Annotated in this window: 21 protein-coding genes; 6 read left to right on the top strand and 15 right to left on the bottom strand. The window is 37.5% G+C overall.

Features of this window, described 5'->3' with window-relative positions:
• Window positions 1-129: 129 nt before the first annotated feature.
• The 6 genes from A6E04_RS18545 to A6E04_RS18520 form a co-directional block, all read right to left on the bottom strand.
• Window positions 130-1,176 (bottom strand): DNA methyltransferase, encoded by a 1,047-nt coding sequence (locus A6E04_RS18545; protein WP_065612064.1) that lies wholly within the window; start codon window positions 1,174-1,176, stop codon window positions 130-132.
• A 153-nt stretch (window positions 1,177-1,329) separates the two neighbouring features.
• Window positions 1,330-1,521 (bottom strand): hypothetical protein, encoded by a 192-nt coding sequence (locus A6E04_RS18540; protein ID WP_065612063.1) that lies wholly within the window; start codon window positions 1,519-1,521, stop codon window positions 1,330-1,332.
• A 403-nt stretch (window positions 1,522-1,924) separates the two neighbouring features.
• Window positions 1,925-3,697, bottom strand: coding sequence for a DUF262 domain-containing protein (locus tag A6E04_RS18535; protein WP_065612062.1), 1,773 nt, complete (start codon window positions 3,695-3,697; stop codon window positions 1,925-1,927).
• Between the two features lie 48 nt (window positions 3,698-3,745).
• Window positions 3,746-4,075, bottom strand: a complete 330-nt coding sequence (locus tag A6E04_RS18530; protein ID WP_065612061.1) for a hypothetical protein — start codon at window positions 4,073-4,075, stop codon at window positions 3,746-3,748.
• A gap of 102 nt (window positions 4,076-4,177) precedes the next feature.
• Window positions 4,178-4,858 carry a hypothetical protein gene (locus tag A6E04_RS18525; RefSeq protein ID WP_065612060.1) on the bottom strand — a complete coding sequence of 227 codons (681 nt, stop codon included), beginning with the start codon at window positions 4,856-4,858 and terminating at the stop codon, window positions 4,178-4,180.
• 349 nt (window positions 4,859-5,207) lie between these two features.
• Window positions 5,208-5,582 carry a hypothetical protein gene (locus A6E04_RS18520; RefSeq protein WP_244886295.1) on the bottom strand — a complete coding sequence of 125 codons (375 nt, stop codon included), beginning with the start codon at window positions 5,580-5,582 and terminating at the stop codon, window positions 5,208-5,210.
• On the opposite strand from A6E04_RS18520, the gene A6E04_RS21380 reads away from it, so the two are divergent.
• Entirely contained in the window at window positions 5,572-5,964 is a 393-nt protein-coding gene (locus A6E04_RS21380; RefSeq protein ID WP_175365441.1) for a phage portal family protein, read from the top strand. The genes A6E04_RS18520 and A6E04_RS21380 overlap by 11 nt on opposite strands.
• Here the strand turns inward: A6E04_RS21380 and A6E04_RS18510 are convergent.
• The 6 genes from A6E04_RS18510 to A6E04_RS18485 form a co-directional block, all read right to left on the bottom strand.
• Entirely contained in the window at window positions 5,954-6,205 is a 252-nt protein-coding gene (locus A6E04_RS18510; RefSeq protein ID WP_065612058.1) for a bacteriocin immunity protein, read from the bottom strand. The genes A6E04_RS21380 and A6E04_RS18510 overlap by 11 nt on opposite strands.
• A 2-nt stretch (window positions 6,206-6,207) precedes the next feature.
• Window positions 6,208-8,238: an S-type pyocin domain-containing protein gene (locus tag A6E04_RS21515; protein WP_065612057.1), complete on the bottom strand. Its 2,031-nt coding sequence runs from the start codon at window positions 8,236-8,238 to the stop codon at window positions 6,208-6,210.
• A 174-nt stretch (window positions 8,239-8,412) separates the two neighbouring features.
• Entirely contained in the window at window positions 8,413-8,763 is a 351-nt protein-coding gene (locus A6E04_RS18500) for a hypothetical protein (protein ID WP_012550650.1), read from the bottom strand.
• A gap of 100 nt (window positions 8,764-8,863) precedes the next feature.
• Window positions 8,864-9,208, bottom strand: coding sequence for a hypothetical protein (locus A6E04_RS18495; RefSeq protein WP_065612056.1), 345 nt, complete (start codon window positions 9,206-9,208; stop codon window positions 8,864-8,866).
• Window positions 9,209-9,218: 10 nt separating this feature from the next.
• Window positions 9,219-9,611: a M15 family metallopeptidase domain-containing protein gene (locus tag A6E04_RS18490; RefSeq protein WP_065612055.1), complete on the bottom strand. Its 393-nt coding sequence runs from the start codon at window positions 9,609-9,611 to the stop codon at window positions 9,219-9,221.
• Between the two features lies 1 nt (window position 9,612).
• Window positions 9,613-9,912 carry a hypothetical protein gene (locus tag A6E04_RS18485; protein WP_065612054.1) on the bottom strand — a complete coding sequence of 100 codons (300 nt, stop codon included), beginning with the start codon at window positions 9,910-9,912 and terminating at the stop codon, window positions 9,613-9,615.
• Between the two features lie 270 nt (window positions 9,913-10,182).
• On the opposite strand from A6E04_RS18485, the gene A6E04_RS18480 reads away from it, so the two are divergent.
• On the top strand, window positions 10,183-10,773 hold the full coding sequence (locus A6E04_RS18480; protein ID WP_017022254.1) for a porin family protein: 591 nt from the start codon (window positions 10,183-10,185) through the stop codon (window positions 10,771-10,773).
• Window positions 10,774-10,849: 76 nt separating this feature from the next.
• Window positions 10,850-11,479, top strand: a complete 630-nt coding sequence (locus tag A6E04_RS18475) for a YccT family protein (protein ID WP_065612053.1) — start codon at window positions 10,850-10,852, stop codon at window positions 11,477-11,479.
• Window positions 11,480-11,576: 97 nt separating this feature from the next.
• On the opposite strand, the gene A6E04_RS18470 is transcribed toward A6E04_RS18475, so the two are convergent.
• Window positions 11,577-13,220: a methyl-accepting chemotaxis protein gene (locus tag A6E04_RS18470; protein ID WP_065612052.1), complete on the bottom strand. Its 1,644-nt coding sequence runs from the start codon at window positions 13,218-13,220 to the stop codon at window positions 11,577-11,579.
• Between the two features lie 128 nt (window positions 13,221-13,348).
• Window positions 13,349-16,216, bottom strand: a complete 2,868-nt coding sequence (gene torS / locus A6E04_RS18465; protein ID WP_065612051.1) for a TMAO reductase system sensor histidine kinase/response regulator TorS — start codon at window positions 16,214-16,216, stop codon at window positions 13,349-13,351.
• Between the two features lie 74 nt (window positions 16,217-16,290).
• On the opposite strand from torS, the gene torT reads away from it, so the two are divergent.
• Both torT and A6E04_RS18455 read left to right on the top strand, forming a co-directional pair.
• On the top strand, window positions 16,291-17,286 hold the full coding sequence (gene torT, locus A6E04_RS18460; RefSeq protein ID WP_065612050.1) for a TMAO reductase system periplasmic protein TorT: 996 nt from the start codon (window positions 16,291-16,293) through the stop codon (window positions 17,284-17,286).
• Between the two features lie 64 nt (window positions 17,287-17,350).
• Complete coding sequence (locus A6E04_RS18455; RefSeq protein ID WP_017022249.1) at window positions 17,351-17,806, top strand: methylglyoxal synthase; 456 nt, start codon at window positions 17,351-17,353, stop codon at window positions 17,804-17,806.
• Between the two features lie 102 nt (window positions 17,807-17,908).
• Here A6E04_RS18455 and helD read toward each other — a convergent pair whose 3' ends face one another.
• Window positions 17,909-19,972, bottom strand: a complete 2,064-nt coding sequence (helD, locus tag A6E04_RS18450) for a DNA helicase IV (protein ID WP_065612049.1) — start codon at window positions 19,970-19,972, stop codon at window positions 17,909-17,911.
• A gap of 195 nt (window positions 19,973-20,167) precedes the next feature.
• On the opposite strand from helD, the gene yccS reads away from it, so the two are divergent.
• Complete coding sequence (yccS, locus tag A6E04_RS18445) at window positions 20,168-22,342, top strand: YccS family putative transporter (protein WP_139078872.1); 2,175 nt, start codon at window positions 20,168-20,170, stop codon at window positions 22,340-22,342.
• The last annotated feature ends 39 nt before the right edge of the window (window positions 22,343-22,381 follow it).

Raw genomic sequence — 22,381 nt, 5'->3', positions numbered from 1 at the left:
CCTTATTTTCTAAATTATAAGAAAGCGATGGAAACTCTTTGCCCCTCTAGTTAGGGGCTTTTTTGTCATTTAACTACCGGTTTTATATTAAAATTAAATTTACCATGACCACATTACGACCACAGCTATTTATTTCGACAACTTATCAACAGTTGTCACGTAAGTCTCCTCTTCCATCTCAATACCGATGAACTTTCTATTCAACTTTAAGCAAGCTTGCCCTGTTGAACCTGAACCCATGAACGCATCCAACACGACCGCATTTTCTCTGCTGCTTGTTGAGATGATATGTTCTAGTAAATCGGCAGGTTTTTCACAAGGGTGCTTACCTTGATAATACTGAACTGGTGCAAATGTCCAAACATCGGTATAAGGCACTTCATCAGTCACATAAAATGGTCGTCGCAGTTCTTCGTACTCTTTTTTTAGCTCACTGTATTCTTTTAATAATTCCCCATATTCGTTATTTAACAAACTGTATTCATCAGATAATTCTGCATGGCTGCGAGATAGCTCACCGCTTTTGTCAGCAAATAAGTCCTGGAGTTGTTGATATTGTTTTTCTGTAGGCAGCTTCCACTGACTGTAAGAAAACCAATGCGAACACATTTGCGTTCCTGTGGCTTCATTAATTTCTTTGGCTGATACATTAAGAGTGTCTTTTGCTTTTTTAAAATAATCCATTAATGGCTTAAATACAGTTTTCTTTAACTCAGTGCATTTTGTTGCATATTGGCTACAGCCTTTTGCAAACCCTTCTGCATCATAATGGCCTCCAAAAATAATACGTTCTGTAGAAGGAAAGAATGAGCGTAAGTGAGGCTTGTGTGCCCTTCTCCATACACCTGAAGGTTTAGCCCATACGATATGATTGAATACATCAAAACGAGAGCGGATAAGCAGTTCAGTGTCAGCCGCTAGTTTAGAACCACAGAACAGGTATAAATTGCCAGAAGGCTTCAATACACGCCAGAACTCAACAAGCACTTCGTCAAGCCACGCGAGAAACGTTTCAACATCAGGCCACTGGTTATCCCATGCGTTTTTCTTTACTTGAAAATAAGGGGGATCGGTAAGGATGAGATCTATTGAATTACTAGGTAAGGTTTTAAGGTAGTTTAGGCAATCTGCGTTAATGAGCTGCAATTGGCCATTGTGTAATGTATTTGTTTGCATTCGATACTCCATAAAATAGAGCCTTGAATACAGAAGAACCCAGCCACTAGTAGTGGCTGAGTTGGTTAATATGCTTCCTCTCCAATAATCTATTGGGTCTCAGGTACTCAAGGCATAAAAACAAATAACTACTGTATATAAACACAGTTACATTTAAGCGCGAACATAGCATCCGTTTGTAAGTTTTGATAGATAACCGAACATAGTTAATTGCTCAAAAAGAAACTGGATATGTGTCAGGCTTTGATTAGGAATAACTCTTTTATCTGGCGTAATTTCTTCAAATGAGGCTTGTTGAATAATGTGTTTCACTATGGCTTGTTGGTCTTTTTTTATTGGTAGCATTTGAACACCTGTCTTGAGTAATTAAGGTGTCGTGACACTAATATGGTGTTATTGAGACAAGCTAGTCTTTAATTGAAGAGGAAGTTGAAAGTGTGACAGGGAATGTATTGTTGATATAAAAAACAAAAATTCTAAATATATAAACTAACGTTCTTATCCTTAAAGTATTTATTCATAAATATTTAAATTCATGTTAATTCATGTTAATTCATGTTAATTCAATCATAAGAAGAGTAAATATACCTTAAGCCTACTATCTTAATACAAAAAAACCCTTTATATCTAAGGGTTTTTTTATTATCTAATTATATTCATCATATGGCTAACAAATCCCTACAGTCGCATTCTGAGTATTTTTACATATTCCGATTACTTTCAAGAATGACAACAAATGGGATTAAGGTTAACGCCCTGAGTTATAATTCCCGATAAGAGCTATCATTTCTCTCGGCTCATTCTTCTTATCCGTACTAGTTCCTTGTCTCAAATAAAAATTATCGTCAAGAGTACAAACTTCTCCTACACTCTTTATTTCTATTTTTATTAGATGACGGCCATTATAGTCACATATCTTAATATCTTTAAGTAACTGTTGCTTAAGTTTTTCAGTAAATTCAAGATTAGAAATTTTACTTTTTATATGTTGATAATATTTATCAATAGAACCAAAAATCTCATTAGCTTCATGGTCTATACCCGCAATAAAAAAACCATTGCTTTCAATACTATCTACACTATACATTTGCAATAATCTATCCGCACAACTTTGACTATCTGCAATTCCTATTAAAACAAACCCTCTACTATCATTGCCTATATTATTTATACCAACACACGTTGCAATAACTTTGTGTAATAAATCATAATCGAAATCATGAGTACCGTCTAATCGCATAAAACCTTGTTTAAAATCATAATTAGTCTGTTCAGTTTTTGAACTTGTAATGATACGATCGATTTCTGTTATCCAGGCATGGTTTTGTATTTTCGCCTGATTCAACTTACAAAACCTTCTAAGTATAGCTTTTAAATCTTCGACACTTTGCTCTCTTGCAATCGCAGTCCAACGACCACCATCTGTAACCTGAATAACTTTTGCACCACTATTTTTTAATTTATTAAATAAACCTTTTTCATTCGAAATTACTAAATTCTCATTAATGATCAATTCATATATAGCTAAGAACACTGCTTGATAATAACGAGGGGATTTTTTCGAAGACGAATTATCTCCTAGTATATGCTTTTTAAAATTAGCATTATTATCTTTAAACAATTCCTTTATTACTTCATAAATATAAATAAAATTATTTAATATCTTATCCGAACCAGTAACTTGTATAAAGTTATCCAAGTTCTCTCTTTGAGATACATTAGCTGAATTAACACCATAAAAATCATCTAAAGATGTTGAACCTGATGTTGGTTTTTTCGTCAGCGCAATATAAGCTAAAATATTAGCTACTAGCTCCTCATCATCAGAACCTCGAATACAATTACGCGTAAGAACGCTATTTTTAACATAAAAATGATCATTGATACAAATACCATAGTTCAAATTATCTGTACCTATTGATATTTCACTCATAGAATTGAGTTTTAATATGTCACTATGAGAAGTATCACCTCTAATAATAGTAGATATTTTCCTAACTAATTCAGCGAAATTACTCCAGTTACCAGCACTTCTTAATTCCTGCTTTGTTAATCTTTTACCATTAGAGTTTATACGCCTAAAAACTTCATCTATACTTGAATCATCTGATGAATACTCTGAGACAGCAAACTTATAGCGTAAAAAGGTAGCAGATAAAGAGCGAGATAATATGGGGGTATTTTGTTTAAGTACACCTCTATCTTTTAGGTCTTTAGTTAATGCTGTTGAATCTAAATCAAAATACTCACCATCAAAATCAAATTTTTGTTCAACAAATCCCATAACGGCTTCAAGTCGTTGCATCCCATCTAATATTTCTCGCCCATCTTTTATCTTTACAAAAAGAAGTAATGGTATTGGATATTCTTCTATAATTGATGATATTAATGCTTTTTTTTCATCTAATGACCATACCAATTTACGTTGGTAACGTCGATTTACTATTAACAATTTATTACTGTACATATCGTACAAATCTTCAATTGTTTTAGACGCTATTTCTAAGTTTGTATTTAACATTACAAATCCTTGTTCACTTATAATATTTTTTATTCAACTTGTTAATTTTTAAATAAAACGTACATTTCTACTAGACCAATTAATAGCCGAAATTTGAGTTTTCTCTTGAAAAGACAAATTTCTCACTGAATCAAAAGTAACGTCTATTCTTTTAATCCACTTCTTTGCGTTTTGTGATTTAGGTGGGACTAATTTTTCAGTAACACTTACAATTCGTCCCGCTTTGCATGATATACCATCAGTAATTATTATTATTAAACAATTATCTGCACTTTTTTTACTAGCAAAGAAACCACTCGCCATTCTCGATATAATAATATCTTTAAACTGAGGTTCATTTGGAACATTTACGCTTGGTTTAACAACTAGAATTGGCATTAAAATTCTCCTTACAGATTATATAAAAATTTAATCTCGAATAAATGTCATCACAACAACCACCTAAACACCAACACTCGCATACCTTTTACGATAAATTCATTAACTTTTATGCACTTCGCCATCTAGAAATATGTTATAAAATTGAGTGTAAAGGCCATACTTTTGACCAAAAATAGAACCATATTTAATACTCACAGCTGTAGAATTACGATTAGATTCAAAAAAACAAGACGAAGCATTTCCACAAACAATATTATTTAATTCAAAAGGATTCTTGTGGGTTATATTTTTCGATACTCCTAATAATTCCTCACTTGGATTATTAGGGTTAAAGAAGTTCTCATAATCACTCTTAAATGCGACTTTATAAGAACGCATTTTACCTGCAGGAATATCGATCCCATCTCCACTATCGACATAACGCATACCTTCAGAAAAGGGCGACTTTTCACTTTCATAATTGTAAAAATCTACACGTACATTTTTTGCTGTAACCGAAGATGGGTTTACTAAGGTAAAAACTATCACGTCGCGTTTAGAATCATATTTTTGTATTGAAACGTCTGCGATTTCAAGATTTGTTGGATTACTGTCAATCAAAAGTTTATCTGCTACCGTTAGAATTTTAGGGGCAGATTCTAACCATTGATAAGTACTCGAAATCCAAAGAACTAACTGAGTAATGGCAACAGGAATTCCAATGAAAGCTGCAATATATCCCATACGATTCAACATATTCCACTTTTGAAATTGTTTTTTTGTAGGTAATACAAATTTCATAGGATCTCTGATGTCGAGTTGTAAAACTCATATTTAATTACGTGCTCTAAACACTACAATCTGCACATAGTGACAAAGCATTAGCTAAAATATGTATACTACAACATAGTTTAACCTGCTTTATCTTCTAACTCACCAAAATTAACGCATTTAATCACATCAAAATTCAAACCAAATCGCAATTACCTCCAATGATTAATACTGATACTTTACACACTAAGTCACTAAGTTTTATAATTATTTCATACAAGTGAGCCTTAAGGCATCAAGCACATATCTTCTGGAACCTTCGCTTGCGTTCCACGCCGAGGGATTTAATCGCTCCTCGGCACTTTCTTCTTTAACCGCTCTAATAACTCATACTCATATTGCCCAGATTCAAACTTAAATCTGCGCCTTTCTCGCTCGTTGCTTTGTCTATTGATACTGGCTTATCTGATTTAATGGTGAGTGCAACTTCAGCTTTGCTTTTCATCGCTTGATTGGTTAATGGTGCTGCTTTTGACATTGGGATGATGTTGTTTGAGAAGCCCTGTTTTTTCTGCTCGTGGTAGGACGTGGCGATAACTTGGTTTTTACTTTCACTGGTTGTTATGCCAAGTTTGGCGTTCTTATCTTTGAGCTTATTTATTTTGGTGCTGAGTTTATCCACCTCTTTGCCTGCCGCTTCTGCAGAGCTTTTCCATCCATCAGGGATTAATGCATCGGGTAACATGTTTATCATTGATTTGATGCTCTCCCACACCCACCCGATAACCGCAACCAGAACGGTCGCTATTGATAATAGTGGAAGCAAAAAAGTATTCAAAGACATTAAGAACATGACGACCAATGATGTGTTATCGAGTCATCGTATTCCATTGGATTTAATGAGCGTGGTTCGTGAAGGATTTAACTCAAGCAGTGGCTTGAATAAAGTCGATCGCATCTTTTACAAGAATGAGCTTATCCCAATTTTAGAAGCGGTGTGTGAATTGAATGACTTTGCAGGTATGGAAGTGGTGAGCATTAAGGACTATGAGAGCTTGGATACGGTGGCGCATAAAACAAAACCGAGTTCTCGGACTCGGTTGTATTTCGCATCAATTACATTGATTAATCTTTAAAACATGGCAGGCCTTGAGACTCTCGCCACTCTTTAACTATTTCTGTAATTCGTTCAGGAGAATCATCACCTAGATTTTCAGGATAAAAAATTAAATCTGAACCATCAGGATGCTGTGTTAATTTTTCAAAAAACAATACAGCATCAATATGTTCCTGCTCTGTTTCGTAGTCATCATTGCAAATTTTTTTAACCAAAATAATAAAGTCTTGTTTCGTGTAATTTAATATTTCATTATTCATTTTCAGCTGCCTTTTTTATGAATTTGAATATGGTTTTTTGGTGTTGTAATTTTCATATTATCAACATCAAATACACTTCCATCATGCTGAATTTCTTTTACATGATGAATTTCATATTTAACTCTCCCCCCTACTCGATCTCTTTTTCTAGGGAATGGGGCTCGACCTTTCATCATCGTACTTATATTAGAACCAGAAAATTGCTCAGTTAATATCTTGTCTTTTTGAATTTCGGTCCAAAATGCCTTTCTAAATGCATCAAAATTACTAAATTCTCGCCCTCTCAACTTATCTGCCACTTGTGACGGAACCGCCGCACCTAAATCTTTACCTGCATTTGCTAACCAAATCCCTGTAATATCTTCGCCTTTTCCTGTGACCACTCCTGCATCATCCCGAGCCGTCTTCTTAAACACCAAATATAAAGGTGGTAACCCTGCATCGGCGGGGAACGTAACAATATATTCAACTAATTCTTCTTCAGGGTAAAGTGCTGTCCCTAATTCTTGTTGATGCTCTTCGATTGGCCTTACCCAAACATCATGCACATCTAAGCCATCATATTCTGGACGCTCGGTACTTGGATCAAGTTTATATTCTTCACCATCAGGAACCCAAGTCAATGTAATGCCTTCTTCAAGGTTAATTACAAACTTATCGCCATCTCGAACGGCAACTTTCTTTGCTACTCGCTCACCATAAGCATATCCATCACCAGAATGAATACCCACGATTTGCTCAGTACCATTTTCATCTTTATATAAATTAAAACGAACCGTCGTATTTATCGCATCTGAGGTATTAAATTGAAGACTACCATCAAGTGAGCCATCACCTAACTGAGATGGCCATAATGCAGCAATAAGACCGCCACCCAAACGAGCCATCCCACTGATTGCTGCATCGGATAATGCCCAACTACCGACTGATTTACTTACATTACTGCTTAACGTACCCAATACACTACCACCAGTAGCGGTTGACGCAGGCAAAGCAAGAACCGCCATATTACCAAACTCAATCGCTTTCGCGGCCGCTTCTACCTTACTTACGTTTAAAATAGGAGTGCGTTCAGGAATAGCATTATCTTTAGTTGCTGGAACAACATTATGACGTAACTTTTGAGTTTCAGGTGTTGTATAAACATTGGTAAAGCTAATTGATTGACCAATGTTTTGAATTTTTGTAGGCGGTAATGTCTCAGGATCTGTTTGCTTACGATCCGACTTTTCTTCGCTTTTACTTTGGATTATCGCATCGACATCAAGCAAGCAACCATTTTCATCAAGCCAAGCGGGGGTTAACTCTTCAAGCTCTTCTGTCGTCATTTTTTGGGGAAGGTAAAGTAAATATTGGCGAGTAACAACCGTGTTGTTGATTTTCCAAGGAAGTAAAATAAAGCTGTATTGATGATCAGAGACTAACTCATCAGTTAGACTATCTTCAGTCGTTCGGGTGACTTGGAATGCCCACTTACCCTCACCCATTAATTTATATTCGTGAGTCAATACATCATCAACAAAATGATAAAAGTACCCCTCGGTTGGCCAACCAAGACGCTCACCCACTTGAACCGCAGGTTTTACAGGAATAAAGGACTCTGTATGGATCCCAGAACTTTGCTCTACTGGTTGCACATCATCAAATGACAATGCAGTCCCACTTGAGATAAAAAACTCTCGATTAAGTGTTTTTGGCTCATTCACATTTACGCTCGCTGTAAGTAACGTAAACCCTTTCTCTGTTTGTGTTTTATTCCATGATGAAATGTTTGCTTCTTCTTTGGTCTTTCCTAAAGAGAACACACCCACTTGATACGTGTTTAATTCGTCTTTCGCACACGCAATCTCAATCGAATACTCAAAAGCCGCTGTCTTTGCCAATATCTCTTTCACTGCTTCATGGTGAGGGACATCAACTTTCGCTTCTCTTGCAAGCTCTTCATTCCATGGGTAATGCGCTCTAACAAACTTAGGGGCATCTTCATCAACCGATTCAACAAACTTTTCTACTTTCTCATCCCAGACTTTCATCTTATCCCTAACTTAACTTTAAATCCCTTTGTAAGGATAAATTAAAAATAAGATGCACTTTTACTGAAATAATAGGTGAAATAACTAAATGAATGCACCCCCTTTTCTTATCCTCTAGAAAAGTCGCATAAAAAAGCCACTGTAAAAAGTGGCGTTTTAAAAAATAAACTGACTTCAATTTATTGGTAACTTGTTTGGCCATTGATACGTCACTACCTGATTAAGAATACCTTGCCACATTAACGTACGTTTAAGTGGATTATTGTGTTTCGGTGGGACATTTGACGCACTAGCCCAAAAAAGCGCTCCCGGCTCATTTGTACTTTGCGATACAACAAGTGCACTTAACGGTGGCGCATCGGCCTCTGCCAATATCTTGTTTAACTGACTTAATACCTCATTCCAAGATTGAGGAGAATACCACTCACCTGTTCTGCATTTATAATCTTGAGTTAAATCCGAGTACGTTTTCGGTTTATTCCACGACACCAATATTGAATAGATGATGTTAATATCTACAGTCACTCATACCTTCCTTATTATTACACTTATCAATTAACAATAGACGTCAAAACTAAGATTAACTACTGTCGGTATAAAAATATGGTGTATTGTGCGCAAAAAATCAGCTTTTACGTTTTGGAATTGCCCCTCCGCCCAGATACAACGCCACAGCTGCAAGTACGGGATAACCAAACGCATCATTAATCATGGTACTAATCGCTCCCCAATCCGCACCAAAAATACAACCTATAATGACAATGGTATGCAGCCCAATGTAAGGCACACAAAAGACCATCACGATAAAGCGTTGTATCAACTTAAAAGGCTCGTACGCTTTGAGTAACATAATGTGTTGTTTCGACTTCTCCTCATCGGTGAACACAAGCGCATCCCCTGTATTGGCGATTAAATCAATGCCTGCTTTGATGGCGGAATCGGTACCAAATATCTTGCTGAATAATCCCATCATTCACGCCCTACTCATCAATCAATTCAAAATGCATTAAATCATCAAAGCCATTGTCTTTTAGCTCATTGTCTTTGTCCCAATCCCCGCCCCAACGAATGGCCACGCCCATTGAGGCACCGACACCAATCACAATACCGGCAAAGTAACTGAAGCGTTCACGATCATCTTCATCGTATGGGTATGGGGTTACATCGACGGCCTTGCTTGGTAATGAATTGTGTTTGCTGTTTGGGTACCGAACTTGAGTGTTTGTGCTTGGCAGGGCGTTTTGCTCTTCTTTGGTTCGATGGCCACAAAGAATAGAGCAATCACACACCTCAAGAGCGGCAGTAAAAACTTTCTGTAAGTTAGGGTGGCAAGAAGCCAATCGAGTTGCACTTGTTTTGCTGAATTTATTCATATTACATTACCTTTAAAGCAGCAACCGCAACGGCGATCACTGGGCCAAAAATTAATCGAACCAATCCTATTTTGTCTGATTCGAGCTTATCTATTCGTTTAGAGTTTGAAACTTGAATGGTTTGAGTTTTCGTTAACGTGATAAGCACTTTATTCAGTGTACGGCTTTGCTCTCGCATCAAGTTAGCAAGGTTGTTCATTGCGGCATCAATACGTGCTATCTCTTTCTCGGACATGCCGCACTCAGGTTCTGAATTTGACTCAGGGTATCTCGTAGGCGTAGAGGTGAATATTGATGCCATTCCTATATGCCAGATGTAGGAAACCCAACACAAAGGTTGGGCTTGCACATCGATGGCCGTATAACGAAATTACACCTTTTCAAGTTCACTTCACCTTTCCCATGACTCTTGATTAATCGAGTTTGATAAGCACTTAACTTCCCCCCCAAATAACCGCTCTTAAAAATCAATCTTTCGCTTTAAAATATAAGTAATAATGTAATGCTCTTGTGAAATTTATGTAAATAGTGAATGATATACCAATTATGAATATATAAAGGAAATACATACATGAGGCAACTCTATTTATTATTGACAATATTGTTTTCAATTTCGGCGCACGCCGATAAGTCTGGCTATTACATTACCACCAATATTGAAAATTCTTCCGTTACCTTTTTAGGCTCACAAACCGATCTTGATGGGGGGTATAATATAAAAGGCGGTTATGACTTCCCAATTTCAGACACTTTCTATATGTCTGTAGAGCTTGAATATAACAATATGGGTCGCTTTGATTTTGATTGGCGAAATAAAAATCAATACGCGACAAGTCATGTTGATGCTCATTTTTTTGGAGCCAATTTAAAATATCGTGCGTATATGTTTGAATCAGATTTCTTTATCACCAGCATGTTTGGCTATGGTTATTATTATTTAGATATGGATGTTGATTTCTATTTAGAAGACGGACAACTGGGTTATATCGGCAAAGGATCTCAAAGTGAGAGCGCTTTAGGCCTTTCATACGGCTTTGAGGCAGGGTACGACTTAAGTAAGCACATTACGCTAACCGCTGGACACAATATTGCACGAGCCATTATGGATGGGATTGGTTACGATTTTGGAACGACCTACGTAGGGCTGACCTACAACTTTTAGCACGATCCTAAATATTCCATTCTTAACTAAAGATGAGTACACTTAGTTTAATTATTTTAATTACTGGTGTACTCACATGAAATTTCACTCTTTTCTTGCTGCTAGCTTATGTCTTCTAACCTCATTAAGTGCCTCTGCCTCAATTCATTTAACCGTACCAAGTGAAGTAGAGCTTCTTTTAGTTGATAGCCAAGAAGTCAAACTTGATAGTTCTTTCTTCTCAACGACATCAACACTTAAGCTGGACGATGGCGAACACCAAATTGTGTTCAGATACAATCCAGTATTTAAGCAAGGTAAAGACAACATTATAGTCTCGAGTGATATTATTGTTTCAAAGTTTACCGCAACCAACCAAGACATTAGCTTTGTATTCCCGTCTTATAATTCTCCTGAAAAAGCCAAAGCATTTAATACCGAGCTTAATTGGGAATTAAAAGATAAAAACGATAAAAATATACCGTTCGCACAAGCAAAATTAGTCTATGACGGTGTGCAAATTGGTCGTAATATTCAATTTGAATTAGCGAAATTTAATACGACTGAGCATGCTGCCGCTTTTAAACAAGATATGATCACCGTCACTCATAAAGAAATAAAAAATGAGAAAGGTGAAAATACAGCAGAGCAAATGTTGAATTACTGGTATGAGAAAGCAGATAAAGAAACACAAGAAAGATTTAAAACATCGATCTTTAATAAGTAATAAATGCAATTCTGAATACTGATGATAAATAAAATGGCTTACACAAGTAAGCCATTTTTGTTAATTATTCGACGAACCCTCAATCTCTATTCTATGATTACACTTTAAATTGAGAGACCAATTCATCCATTTTCGTACACTGGTTAGAGAGCGATTCACACGCATGTTCTGCGCTTCCCACCATCGTCACCATTTGATGACTATTATCAGCGATCCGTTGAACATTACTGTTTACGTCTTCACTCACCTGACTCTGTTGATTCGCAGCAGTCGCAATGTGAGTATTCATATCATTCATGATCATAATCGCATTTGTGATCTGCTCAAGAGATAAAGACGCACTGTTTGCTAAGTCAATGGTTACGCCACCACTTTGTCTACTCGACTCCATTGCAACCACCGCTTCTTTTGCGCCTTTCTGTAAACGCTCAATCATTCTTTGAATTTCACCCGTGCTGTCCTGAGTTTTACTTGCTAAAGCACGAACCTCATCAGCAACGACAGCAAAACCACGCCCCTGCTCACCCGCTCTTGCAGCCTCAATCGCCGCATTTAAAGCAAGTAGATTGGTTTGATCAGCAATGCCTCTTATCACATCAAGAATGGAAGCGATGTTAGACACATCATTATCTAACGTTTGAATCACGCCACTTGCTTGAGTAATTTCATTGGCTAAGCTCTCAATCGAGTTAACCGTTTGCTGTAATATTTTCGCTGTTACGCCCGCTTCAGACGTTGCACTTTGGCTGGCTTCTGCCGCTTCATTTGCATTCTCGTTAACCGTGCCACTGGTTACTCTCATCTCATGAACAGCGGCAGCAACGACTTCACTTTCTTGTTGTTGGTTTGATGAAAACTCAGAGATATTTTGAGTGAGAGATTGAATGCTTTTCACTTCTAGGCGTACAGAGTTAGACGATAAAATAACATCTTGCACTGTTACATGTATCTTCGATACAAACTGATTAAAAGCAGAAGCTAACTGCCCAACTTCATCTTGAGATCCCACTAAAATACGTTGAGATAAATCCCCCTCACCCGACGCTATTTCTGACATCGCGCTTTCAAGAGATTGGATTGGTTTTACAATCCAATTTATGGATAACCAAACAGCAAATAAAGCGAGAACAATGGCTGCACCTGCACCTATTTCAGAGATCAACTTACCTGAATTAGTCGCATGTAAGCTTTGCTCTTTTAATTGATTTTGTTCAATTTCGATAAGACTACGCAGCGATTTTAATTGTTTACGAATCACAATGAATTCGTTTTCCATTTGTGAATTTACACTGTCATAATAAAATTGCGCTTCGCTAGGATTGGAAAATAAAGGTTCATAAAGGGCAATCCATTTATCCGTTGCACGAATAAGTGTCTCTAATTCAGAGCGAGTATTCATTGGCAGTAAGTTATGTTGATATAACACATCAACTTTTTTCATTCGAGGTATTGTTTTATACGCATTATCTTTAAACTCAAACGTATAAAAATCAACTTCTTGAGGGGTATTATCCGATAACATTAAGCCTTGCGCGGCTGTAATTACCTGATACAAATCACGATAAGCATCTTCAAGACTGTCCATTACCGGCTGAACAACGACAGTCAGTGTGTTATTTATTTTTGCTTGTTCATTAAATTTAGCGACATTTAATATAGATATAGAACTAAATAATAAAACAATAGCGATCACGGGAATTGCGATTTTATATTTTACTGATAGATGACTAATTAACTTCATCTTTTCTCCACGGTTTAATGACTAATAATCCGTGGACTATATCAATAAATTAAATCAACATGATGAGCTAAATCATTATTACCATAAATATAGTTCATCATTCTGTTAAATTTATCCTCAATTTATTTCTATAGGATAATTTTCTCCACTGCAATAACTGAATTATCATACGTGTTTTGCAATTCATCTTTATTGCAGATCGAAATATCCCCCTCTTTACTCGCCTTTTCATACTCGTGACATAAAGCATAAAGCTTCATTAAGCCTAAACTTCCCGCCGATCCTTTTAATTTATGAGCAAGTTGATTTACTTGATAAGCCTCTTTATTAACAATCGCTTGTTGCAATTCACTCATATTAATTTTTGAAGAGTGTACAAATAATCCAATAATCTTTGTCATTCGATCTTTACCCAAGATAGTTACATCACCTTGAATTACTTTCTCATCAATAATCATCTCATTATTCTCATTTTGTTCTGTCTCGACTCTTTCATTGGGTTCGTAACTGTCCGTATTTATCACGGTATATTGGTCTCTTAAAAAACGATTTAACATTTGAACCAGCTGATTTTCAACTAACGGTTTTCCCAAAAAACCATCAAAGCCTGCAGCTAAATAACTTTCGACATCTTCCGTAAATACATGAGCCGATACCGCTAACGTTGGCGTATAGCACCCTTCCCCATGATATTCATTTTCAATCGCTCTTAAGCGTTTTTGTAATGTCACACCATCAGTATCTGGTAAGTTAATATCCAACAACAACATATCAAATTGATGTTCTTTTACTTGCTCTTCCGCTAACTGCCCTGTATCAACAGCGGTCACTTTATGACCTAATCTTTCTAAGAACCCAGTGGCCACCATTTGATTCACAGGATTATCTTCAACTAAAAGAAGATGAGCTGGCGCTAAATCAGAAATCGCACATATTTCATTTGATACTTCAACGCGATGCCCTTCTTCTAATTCCAATGAGAACCAAAAAGTGCTTCCGAGCCCTTCTTTAGAATCCACACCAATTTCACCCTCCATTGCTTCAATTAATCGTTGGCTGATAGCCAAACCAAGCCCCGTACCACCCGTGACTTTTTGGCCTTCTTCCGCTTGAGTAAAGGCATCGAATAAACTGTCTATCTCATGCTCAGCAATACCGGTACCAGTATCAATCACTTCAAACAATAAGGTCGTTTCTAATATCACGTGAAGCTGAATAGACACACTGCCTGTATGCGTAAATTTAATCGCATTACCCACAAAATTATTGAGTACCTGACGAATACGACTACAATCGCCAATCCACCACAACGGTGTCTCTGGCGGAATATTGAAATCAAGGGTGATCCCTTTTTGTTGAGCTCTAGAACTAAATAGATGATGGACATCAGTAACAATAGAATGAACATTAAAGTTACTTTTTCTGATCGATAAATGCCCAGCCTCGATTTTCGAATAATCAAGAATGTCGTTCAATAAATCGAGCAGGTTCTCACCACTTCGATTAATAATATCGACGTATTGCTTTTGCTGAGCAGTTAAACGACTGCCTCGTAATAGCTCACCGGTGCCCAACACCCCATTAAGTGGCGTTCGGATCTCATGGCTCATCGTGGCTAAAAACGCGGATTTTGCTCGGTTAGCCTGTTCAGCCAAGTCTCTTGCTTTATCATGATTAATAATTTCAACATTTAACCGTTCATTACTGGATTTTAATTCTTGAGTTCGTTGGGCGACTTGTAACTCAAGACTGTCTTTATGTTCTTGCAGTTCTTGAGCCGTATCACGAGCCACCAAAATAGATCGTCCCATTTGAGCCAACTCATCATCACCGGATGTATCCAGTTCAATATCCAGTTTGCCATTGGCCACATCCATCAATGCTCTCTCGTATTGATTTAAACGTGTTAATACACGAGCGTAGACGTATCGCCACATAATATAAATAACCAAGCAAAGACCAAGTAAAGTTATGGATATTAATAACTGCTGTACGATTTTAAGTACAAAATTCACATCAGCCACCGCTTGTTGTGTCACTTCATTCGCTTGATTAAGCAGTTGTTCTATCGTCAAATTCAGTCTTTGGAATTGATGAATATTCTCATCACTTAATGCTTTCAATTCATTATTTAAGTCAATTAATTTAATCAGTTCACTGAACAAACGTTGGCTGTGGGTTAAATCACTGGCTAAATCTAACATTTGTTTTGTGCGACTAGGATCTTCAACCGCTTGTATTCGACGAGTGATAATCGTCATGTCTCGAGTAAAATCTTGACGCAGTTTTTCAACTTGGCTAATTAAATGACTGTTTCTTGCATCATCAATAGTATTAACCACTTTAAACGTTAATAAGCGAAGTTCATGCAAACGTTCCGCAAGATCGAGATCAATTTCAACTAACGTATCAAGCGCCTCATAAACGTCATTTTTATTCCCATTTTCAACAAGATCGTAAATTTTAACGACATTAGCAATGGTTATCGTATTTGAATTAAGTACTTGTGAACGAGCAAGTTCTTCTAATTGCAGTGCTGTTTGCGTTAGATTTTTGCTTTTTTCTTGGATAATACGGTGTAATATCACTTTTTCACCAACGGTATCCCCCATTGTTGCTAAGTTATCTACAATATCTTGAACTTGCTGATCAAGACGTGACAACAATGCTTTATCAAATGGGTATACACCTAGGCCTTTTAATCGAACGTATAAACTTTCGATAGCGCTAAATAATTCTTTTCCGTATTTATTGCGGTCATCTTCTACATTTACTTGCGAAAGTAATTGAGATGTTGAAATGATTTTTGTACTTAAATCAGAAATATATCGAGCTTCAATCACTGCAGGAATCGCAGAGTCAATCACCGTTCTTTCTGTTTTTTCTACGTATGAAAAACCAAGCACGCCAACAACAGAGCCAAACGCCATTAACGCGATCATCACCGTGAAGGTAATGAACAGTTTTTGGCCTATGCCTGTAGAAGAAAATAACATAATCTGGAATACACTTTGGAAAAAGGAGTAATGCAGGTATCATATCACCAACCTAAAGTCAGTGCGAAGATACCATGAAGATCAAAGCAATCTCCCTATTTATTACCTTGATTTCAATACTGTTATCCCCTCTTTCTTACGCTAAAGCGCCTTGGAAGATTTGTGCCATCTATCCGCATTTAAAAGATTCTTATTGGTTGTCTATCAACTATGGCATGGTTGAAGAGGCAAAACGCAATAATGTCGAATTAACCGTTTATGAATCTGGTGGTTATCCCAATATTGATCGCCAAAAAGAACAAATTAAACAATGCATTGAAATAGGCTCTAACGCCATTTTATTAGGTACGGTTGATCCTATCGCCTATCAAGATAATTTCAGACAATTGACTCAAGGTATCCCAACATTTGCAACAGTAAACCAACTGAAAAGCTCAACAGGGAAATTACCCCCTCTTCATTTTGGTGAAGTCGGTGTTGATTGGTATGACATGGGGTATCAAGCCGGGGCTTTCTTAGCCAAACTGCACCCTAGAGATTCAGGTATTGTTCATATTGGTTGGCTACCTGGGCCTAAAACCCGAGGCGGAACAAAGCCGGTAACAAAAGGGTTTTATGATGCAATTAAAAACAGTGATGTCATTGTCAGTGCGACTTATTGGGGTGATAACAGCAAGGAATTACAACGTAATTTAATACAAGATGCGCTTGAAAACGAAAAATTGGATTACCTTGTCGGTGGTGCCGTTGCTATTGAAGTCGCCATTAGCGAGCTTGCTAGTCGAAAAATGCAAGACGACGTTGGTTTAATATCGACGTATTTAAGTCATGCGGTTTATCGTGGGCTACTTCGCAGTAAAGTTCTCTTTTCTCCGACAGATAAAATGGTATTACAAGGTCGACTTAGTGTTCAACAAGCGATTGGATACTTAGAAAACCAACCGTTGCCGTTTGCTCTATCACCCAAAATTGAAGCACTAACCCCAAATCATTTACCAAAACGAGTACTATTAGATTCTCTTTCGCCAGCAGAATATCGTCCAACTTTTTTTGTGGGCGCAAAAAAATAAAGGCTATTGTCATCATTTATAAGATGAAAAAATACGGCACTAATAATAAAAATAAGGAACATTGATGAAGAAAACAACGCGTATCGTACCGGCACATAAACACATTGCCTTAGTCGCACACGATAATTACAAAGCAGAGTTGTTACGTTGGGTAAAAGAAAATAAAGAAGCTCTACAAGGGCATTTTTTATACGCGACAGGGACCACCGGACACCTTCTAAGCAAAGAAACAGGATTAGCAATAAAAAGCTTACTTAGTGGTCCTATGGGCGGTGACCAACAACTTGGTGCGCTTATTTCTGAAGGGAAAATTGATATGATGATTTTCTTTTGGGATCCACTCAATGCGGTTCCTCATGACCCAGATGTAAAAGCATTATTGCGTATTGCAACGGTATGGAATGTGCCTGTCGCAATGAATCGTTCAAGCGCTAAGTTTATGATTTCGTCTCCTCGAATGACTCAAGAAATAGAAATAGAAATCCCTGATTATCAAGCGTATTTAGCTGAACGCATCTAGCATCTATCTAATAGAGACAATGAATTAAAAAGTACGATTCATTTAAAAAGCCCTTATTAACAATATAATAAGGGCTTTTTATTTATCAGTATCTATCCATCATCACTCAAGGATCACTGGGTAATCTTTATCGACAATCTCTTGAACAAATGGGGATGCCTTTCCATGATATACGATCCACACTTTCTTCTTCGCTCGCGTTAACGCAACATAAAACAATCGACGCTCTTCAGCATAAGCAAAATCTTCAAGGTGTGGCAGCAAGGCGCCATCTAAAGATTCCGCTCTCTCTTTCATTGGGAATTGACCATCCGTCATTTCAACAATAAAGACATAATCAGCTTCAGTTCCTTTACTTGCATGACACGTTTTGTATTCAAGGTTTAACCCTGGGTAAAATTTCACCCACTCATCAAAAGCATCAGGACAGTGATTATGATTACGTCCTAACATCAGAACCTTCTCACCATCTCGAATATTTTTAGACAAAGAGAGTAATTCTTTTTCTATCGATTGGTGCTCAATCACTTTCACTGCTTTACGTTTTTGTTTTGTGAAACTGTTCAGCTCTTTTTTAAGCTGCATCGGGTTTTCTTGTACAAAACGGTTAGCAACGGCACCAATTTGATCATTAAAACGATACGTCATTGATAAATTTGCAATTTGACAAGATTGAAAACGTTGTTCGAACCCAGTAGTTAGAGATACATCTGCACCAGCAAAACGATAAATCGCTTGCCAGTCATCACCGACCGCAAACAATGTGGCTCTTTCTTTTTTATCATTCTCTTTATGGCAAATCGCTTCAATTAAATCTAAACGCTGCGGAGAGATATCTTGATATTCATCAACCATAACAAATGACCACGGTAAGGCGTATTTCCCCTCATTTATATAGGCTGTCGCTTTGGTTATCATTAAATCATAATCAATTGCGTCTTCTTGTTTAAGGGTTCTTTCATACGCTTTAAAAAATGGCCATACAATGTTGAGCTCGCTTTTTAAACGCGCCGCATCAGCATGGTTTTCAATACGGGCGGTAACTGTTTTTTTATCTAGCTGTAAGCTGTTTAACTGGCATACTTGTTTGTGCAGCCATTCTTGTAATTTTTCGTTATGCGATTCTTCTTTTAAATCAACATCACCACGTAAGTAAGCGATAGGCCATTTTTTTAAGTGTTTTTTCCAACGATTCGTTGCTGTGGCATTTTTCCACTCCGAATCTAACACATGGCTAAACCACTCTTTTCTTGCTTTTGAATCCGTCACCAAGCATGACAATTTGGGTTGTTGGTATTCGACATGACGAATAATATCCAACCCTAATTGGTGAAACGTGGCCACTTTTACTTTTTGTCCAATATCAGTTCCTAGCTTCTCAATGATCCGAGCTGACATTTCTTGAGCGGCCTGACGACCAAAAGCCAATAATAAAATCTCTTCAGGTTGAGCCACTTGGCTTTTAATCAAATAATTAACACGAGCAACAAGTACACTTGTTTTACCTGAGCCCGCTCCCGCTAATACTAATGTATGGTCTTCATTTAATAACAGCGCACTTTGTTGTGATTCGTTTAATGGTTGTGACTCACATTCTGAGAAAAAAGATTTCCACTCCACTTTTTGCTCTTCTAACCACGTTTCGTTTAACGTGATAAGTTGTTGTTCAGGTTCCATTAACCAATCTAATACAGGCGCAATACATTCAGGCTGAAGTTGTTGAGCTAAAGGGATCGATATCTTGGTTTGCTCAAATAAATCGTATAATTTCTCAACCATCAACAGCGCTTCGGTTTGCTTCAAATAACGACGCTGTGCACTGAACGTACTCACCAGTTCTAACATCTGGGGTTGTAACTGATTCAACATAACGACTTTCGATTCTTTCCATTCTGCGTACGCGTTTAATACGGCATTAATTACCGCGTCACACTCTTGCCAAGGCAACCCAGAAACTCGCCACGCTATTTGTTCATTTCGATTATAGAAACAAAGCGCTCCCCACACTAATCCTCGTTGGAAAGTGACTTGTCCGTTCCATTTATCAAACGGCACAGAAACTTGATATTTGTGGGAGGTAAACAACAGCTGCTCTGGCTCTAATTCAAGTTGATAAAAGTCACCCTGAACTAACCATTGAGCGAAGGTGGTTGCTTTAATCTGCATGATTCGATACTACCTAATAAAAATTACACTGATGAACGTATTTTCGGCAACTCGACGTCAACCGAAGACCGCATAGGATATCAGGTTATTTTTTTGTTGTCCCAGATCAGTATTAAGACATTGATTGATGAGCAAACGCTGTCTTCTCTATATGACTTTGTTATGATGGGTTTTTCTCTTATAAAAAGTCATTTTGTGAATAGTCGTCAGCTTTTTCGTCAGTACTGGGCCAATAAAACCATTAATTACAGTGTTCGTGTATTACTTGCCTTAATCGGTGCAGTGATCCCTTGCTGGTACCTTGGTGAAAATACCGCGATCACCCCATTAATTTTAGGGATTATTGCTGCTGCACTTGCTGAAACCGAAGACAAATTATCGGGACGATTAAAAGCACTTTTCTTTACGTTTATCTGCTTTGCTATTGCAGCATTCTCTATTGAACTTTTATTTGATACTCCGATACTTTTTGCGATTGGTTTATTCTTATCCACCATCAGCTTTATTATGCTTGGGGCTTTAGGTCCACGTTACGCCAGTATCGCTTTTGGATCCTTACTCATCGCTATTTACACCATGTTAGGTGCTGATCAAAGCCCTAATTTATGGTATCAACCGACCTTATTGCTCGGTGGTGCCGCTTGGTATTATTCCATCTCTTTAACGTGGCAAATATTCTGGCCGTTGCAACCAGTTCAACAAAATTTAGCGACCGTCTTTGAAACCATGGCTACGTATTTAAACAATAAAAGTGAACTCTTTCACCCTGTCACTAATTTAACGCCTCAACCTTATCGCCTCCAAGAAGCCAAAAATAATGCGCAAATGGTAACGGCATTAAACGACAGCAAAACGTCATTATTAACCCGAGCTAAACGTGGTCATGTTGTTGGGGCAAGCGATCGATTCTTAAAAATTTATTTCATTGCACAAGACATTCATGAACGAGTTAGTTCAAGCCATTATCGTTACCAAGACTTAGCAAATACATTTAACCGCAGTGACATTCTTTTTCGCTTTAAACATCTTCTTCACAGCCAATCTTTAGCCTGTGAGGAAGTGGCTCGTTGCTTATCGTTAGGTTTGCCTTATCAACACGCACAAACCTCTATTTTCGCCTTGGATGAGTTACAACAATCGCTTCTTGCATTAAAAGAACAACATCGACCTGAGTGGCGATTGTCGTTAATTCAATTGGATTATTTATTTAATAACCTTGCAACCGTTGAACGTCAATTTGCCAATATCAGTAACCCTGAGCGTGCATGTTTAGAAAATGAAGATGACACAGTTTTATCAGACCAAGGCGCTCATACTCCAAAAGCAATGTGGCAACGACTGAGGGCGAATCTCACACCCGACTCCATGCTTTTTCGTCACGCGATACGTATGGCGATTGCCCTAACTGCGGGTTATGGCATTATTCAAGCATTCAATTTAAATCATGGGTATTGGATTTTATTAACCACATTGTTTGTCTGCCAACCAAACTACAGCGCAACAAAAGAAAAACTGGTCGCTCGTATTGCTGGTACGCTAATTGGTTTAGTTGTCGGTACGTTATTACTGGTTCTCTTTCCTTCAATCGACAGCCAATTAGTCTTAATGGTTATTGCAGGCGTGCTTTTCTTTGCATTTAGATTAGCGAATTACGGGTTTGCCACTGCCTTTATCACGATCTTAGTCTTATTTTGCTTTAACCAATTAGGTGAAGGCTATGCGGTGATACTTCCGCGTCTTGGTGATACGATCGTTGGGTGTGCATTAGCAGTAGTTGCGGTTACTTACATACTTCCAGATTGGCAGTCAAAACGCTTGCATAAAGTCATGGCAGACACGGTAACAGCACATCAAGATTACCTCTCAAATATCATTGCCCAATACCGCGCAGGGAAAAAAGACTCGCTTCAATATCGTCTTTCTCGCCGACAAGCACACAATAATGAGGCCGCTTTAAGCTCTGCTATCAGTAACATGCTCATTGAACCCGGAAAATACCAAACTGCGGTGGATGAATCATTCCGATTTCTTTGTTTATGTCATGCGATGCTCAGCTATATTTCGGCTTTAGGTGCTCACCGAACTCGTTTAAAAGATGAAGAAACACATCAATTAGTTGCAGAGTCTCACCGTATTATTCATTCTCATTTAAACCAAATTCAATGCCAATTAAACAATAAAGAATTTAACGTTGAGAATAATATTCGTAACGAGGAAGGGATTGAAAAACGTCTTTCAGAATGGCGTGATGAAGATGAAAACTCAGTCAGAATGGTCTTACAGCAGCTTCATTTGATCCACCAAATATTACCTGAAATGCATTCTTTATCAGAAATATTAAGCACACCAAGTAAACCTGAGTCAAAATAAGAACCATTTATTTACACGCATAAATAAATGGCTCTAAAG

It is taken from the genome of Aliivibrio logei, assembly GCF_001691055.1.
In the GTDB taxonomy this organism is placed as follows: Bacteria; Pseudomonadota; Gammaproteobacteria; order Enterobacterales; family Vibrionaceae; genus Aliivibrio; species Aliivibrio salmonicida.
Note: the sequence above shows the minus strand (reverse complement) of the source record. Positions and strands in the feature narration are given on the sequence as shown.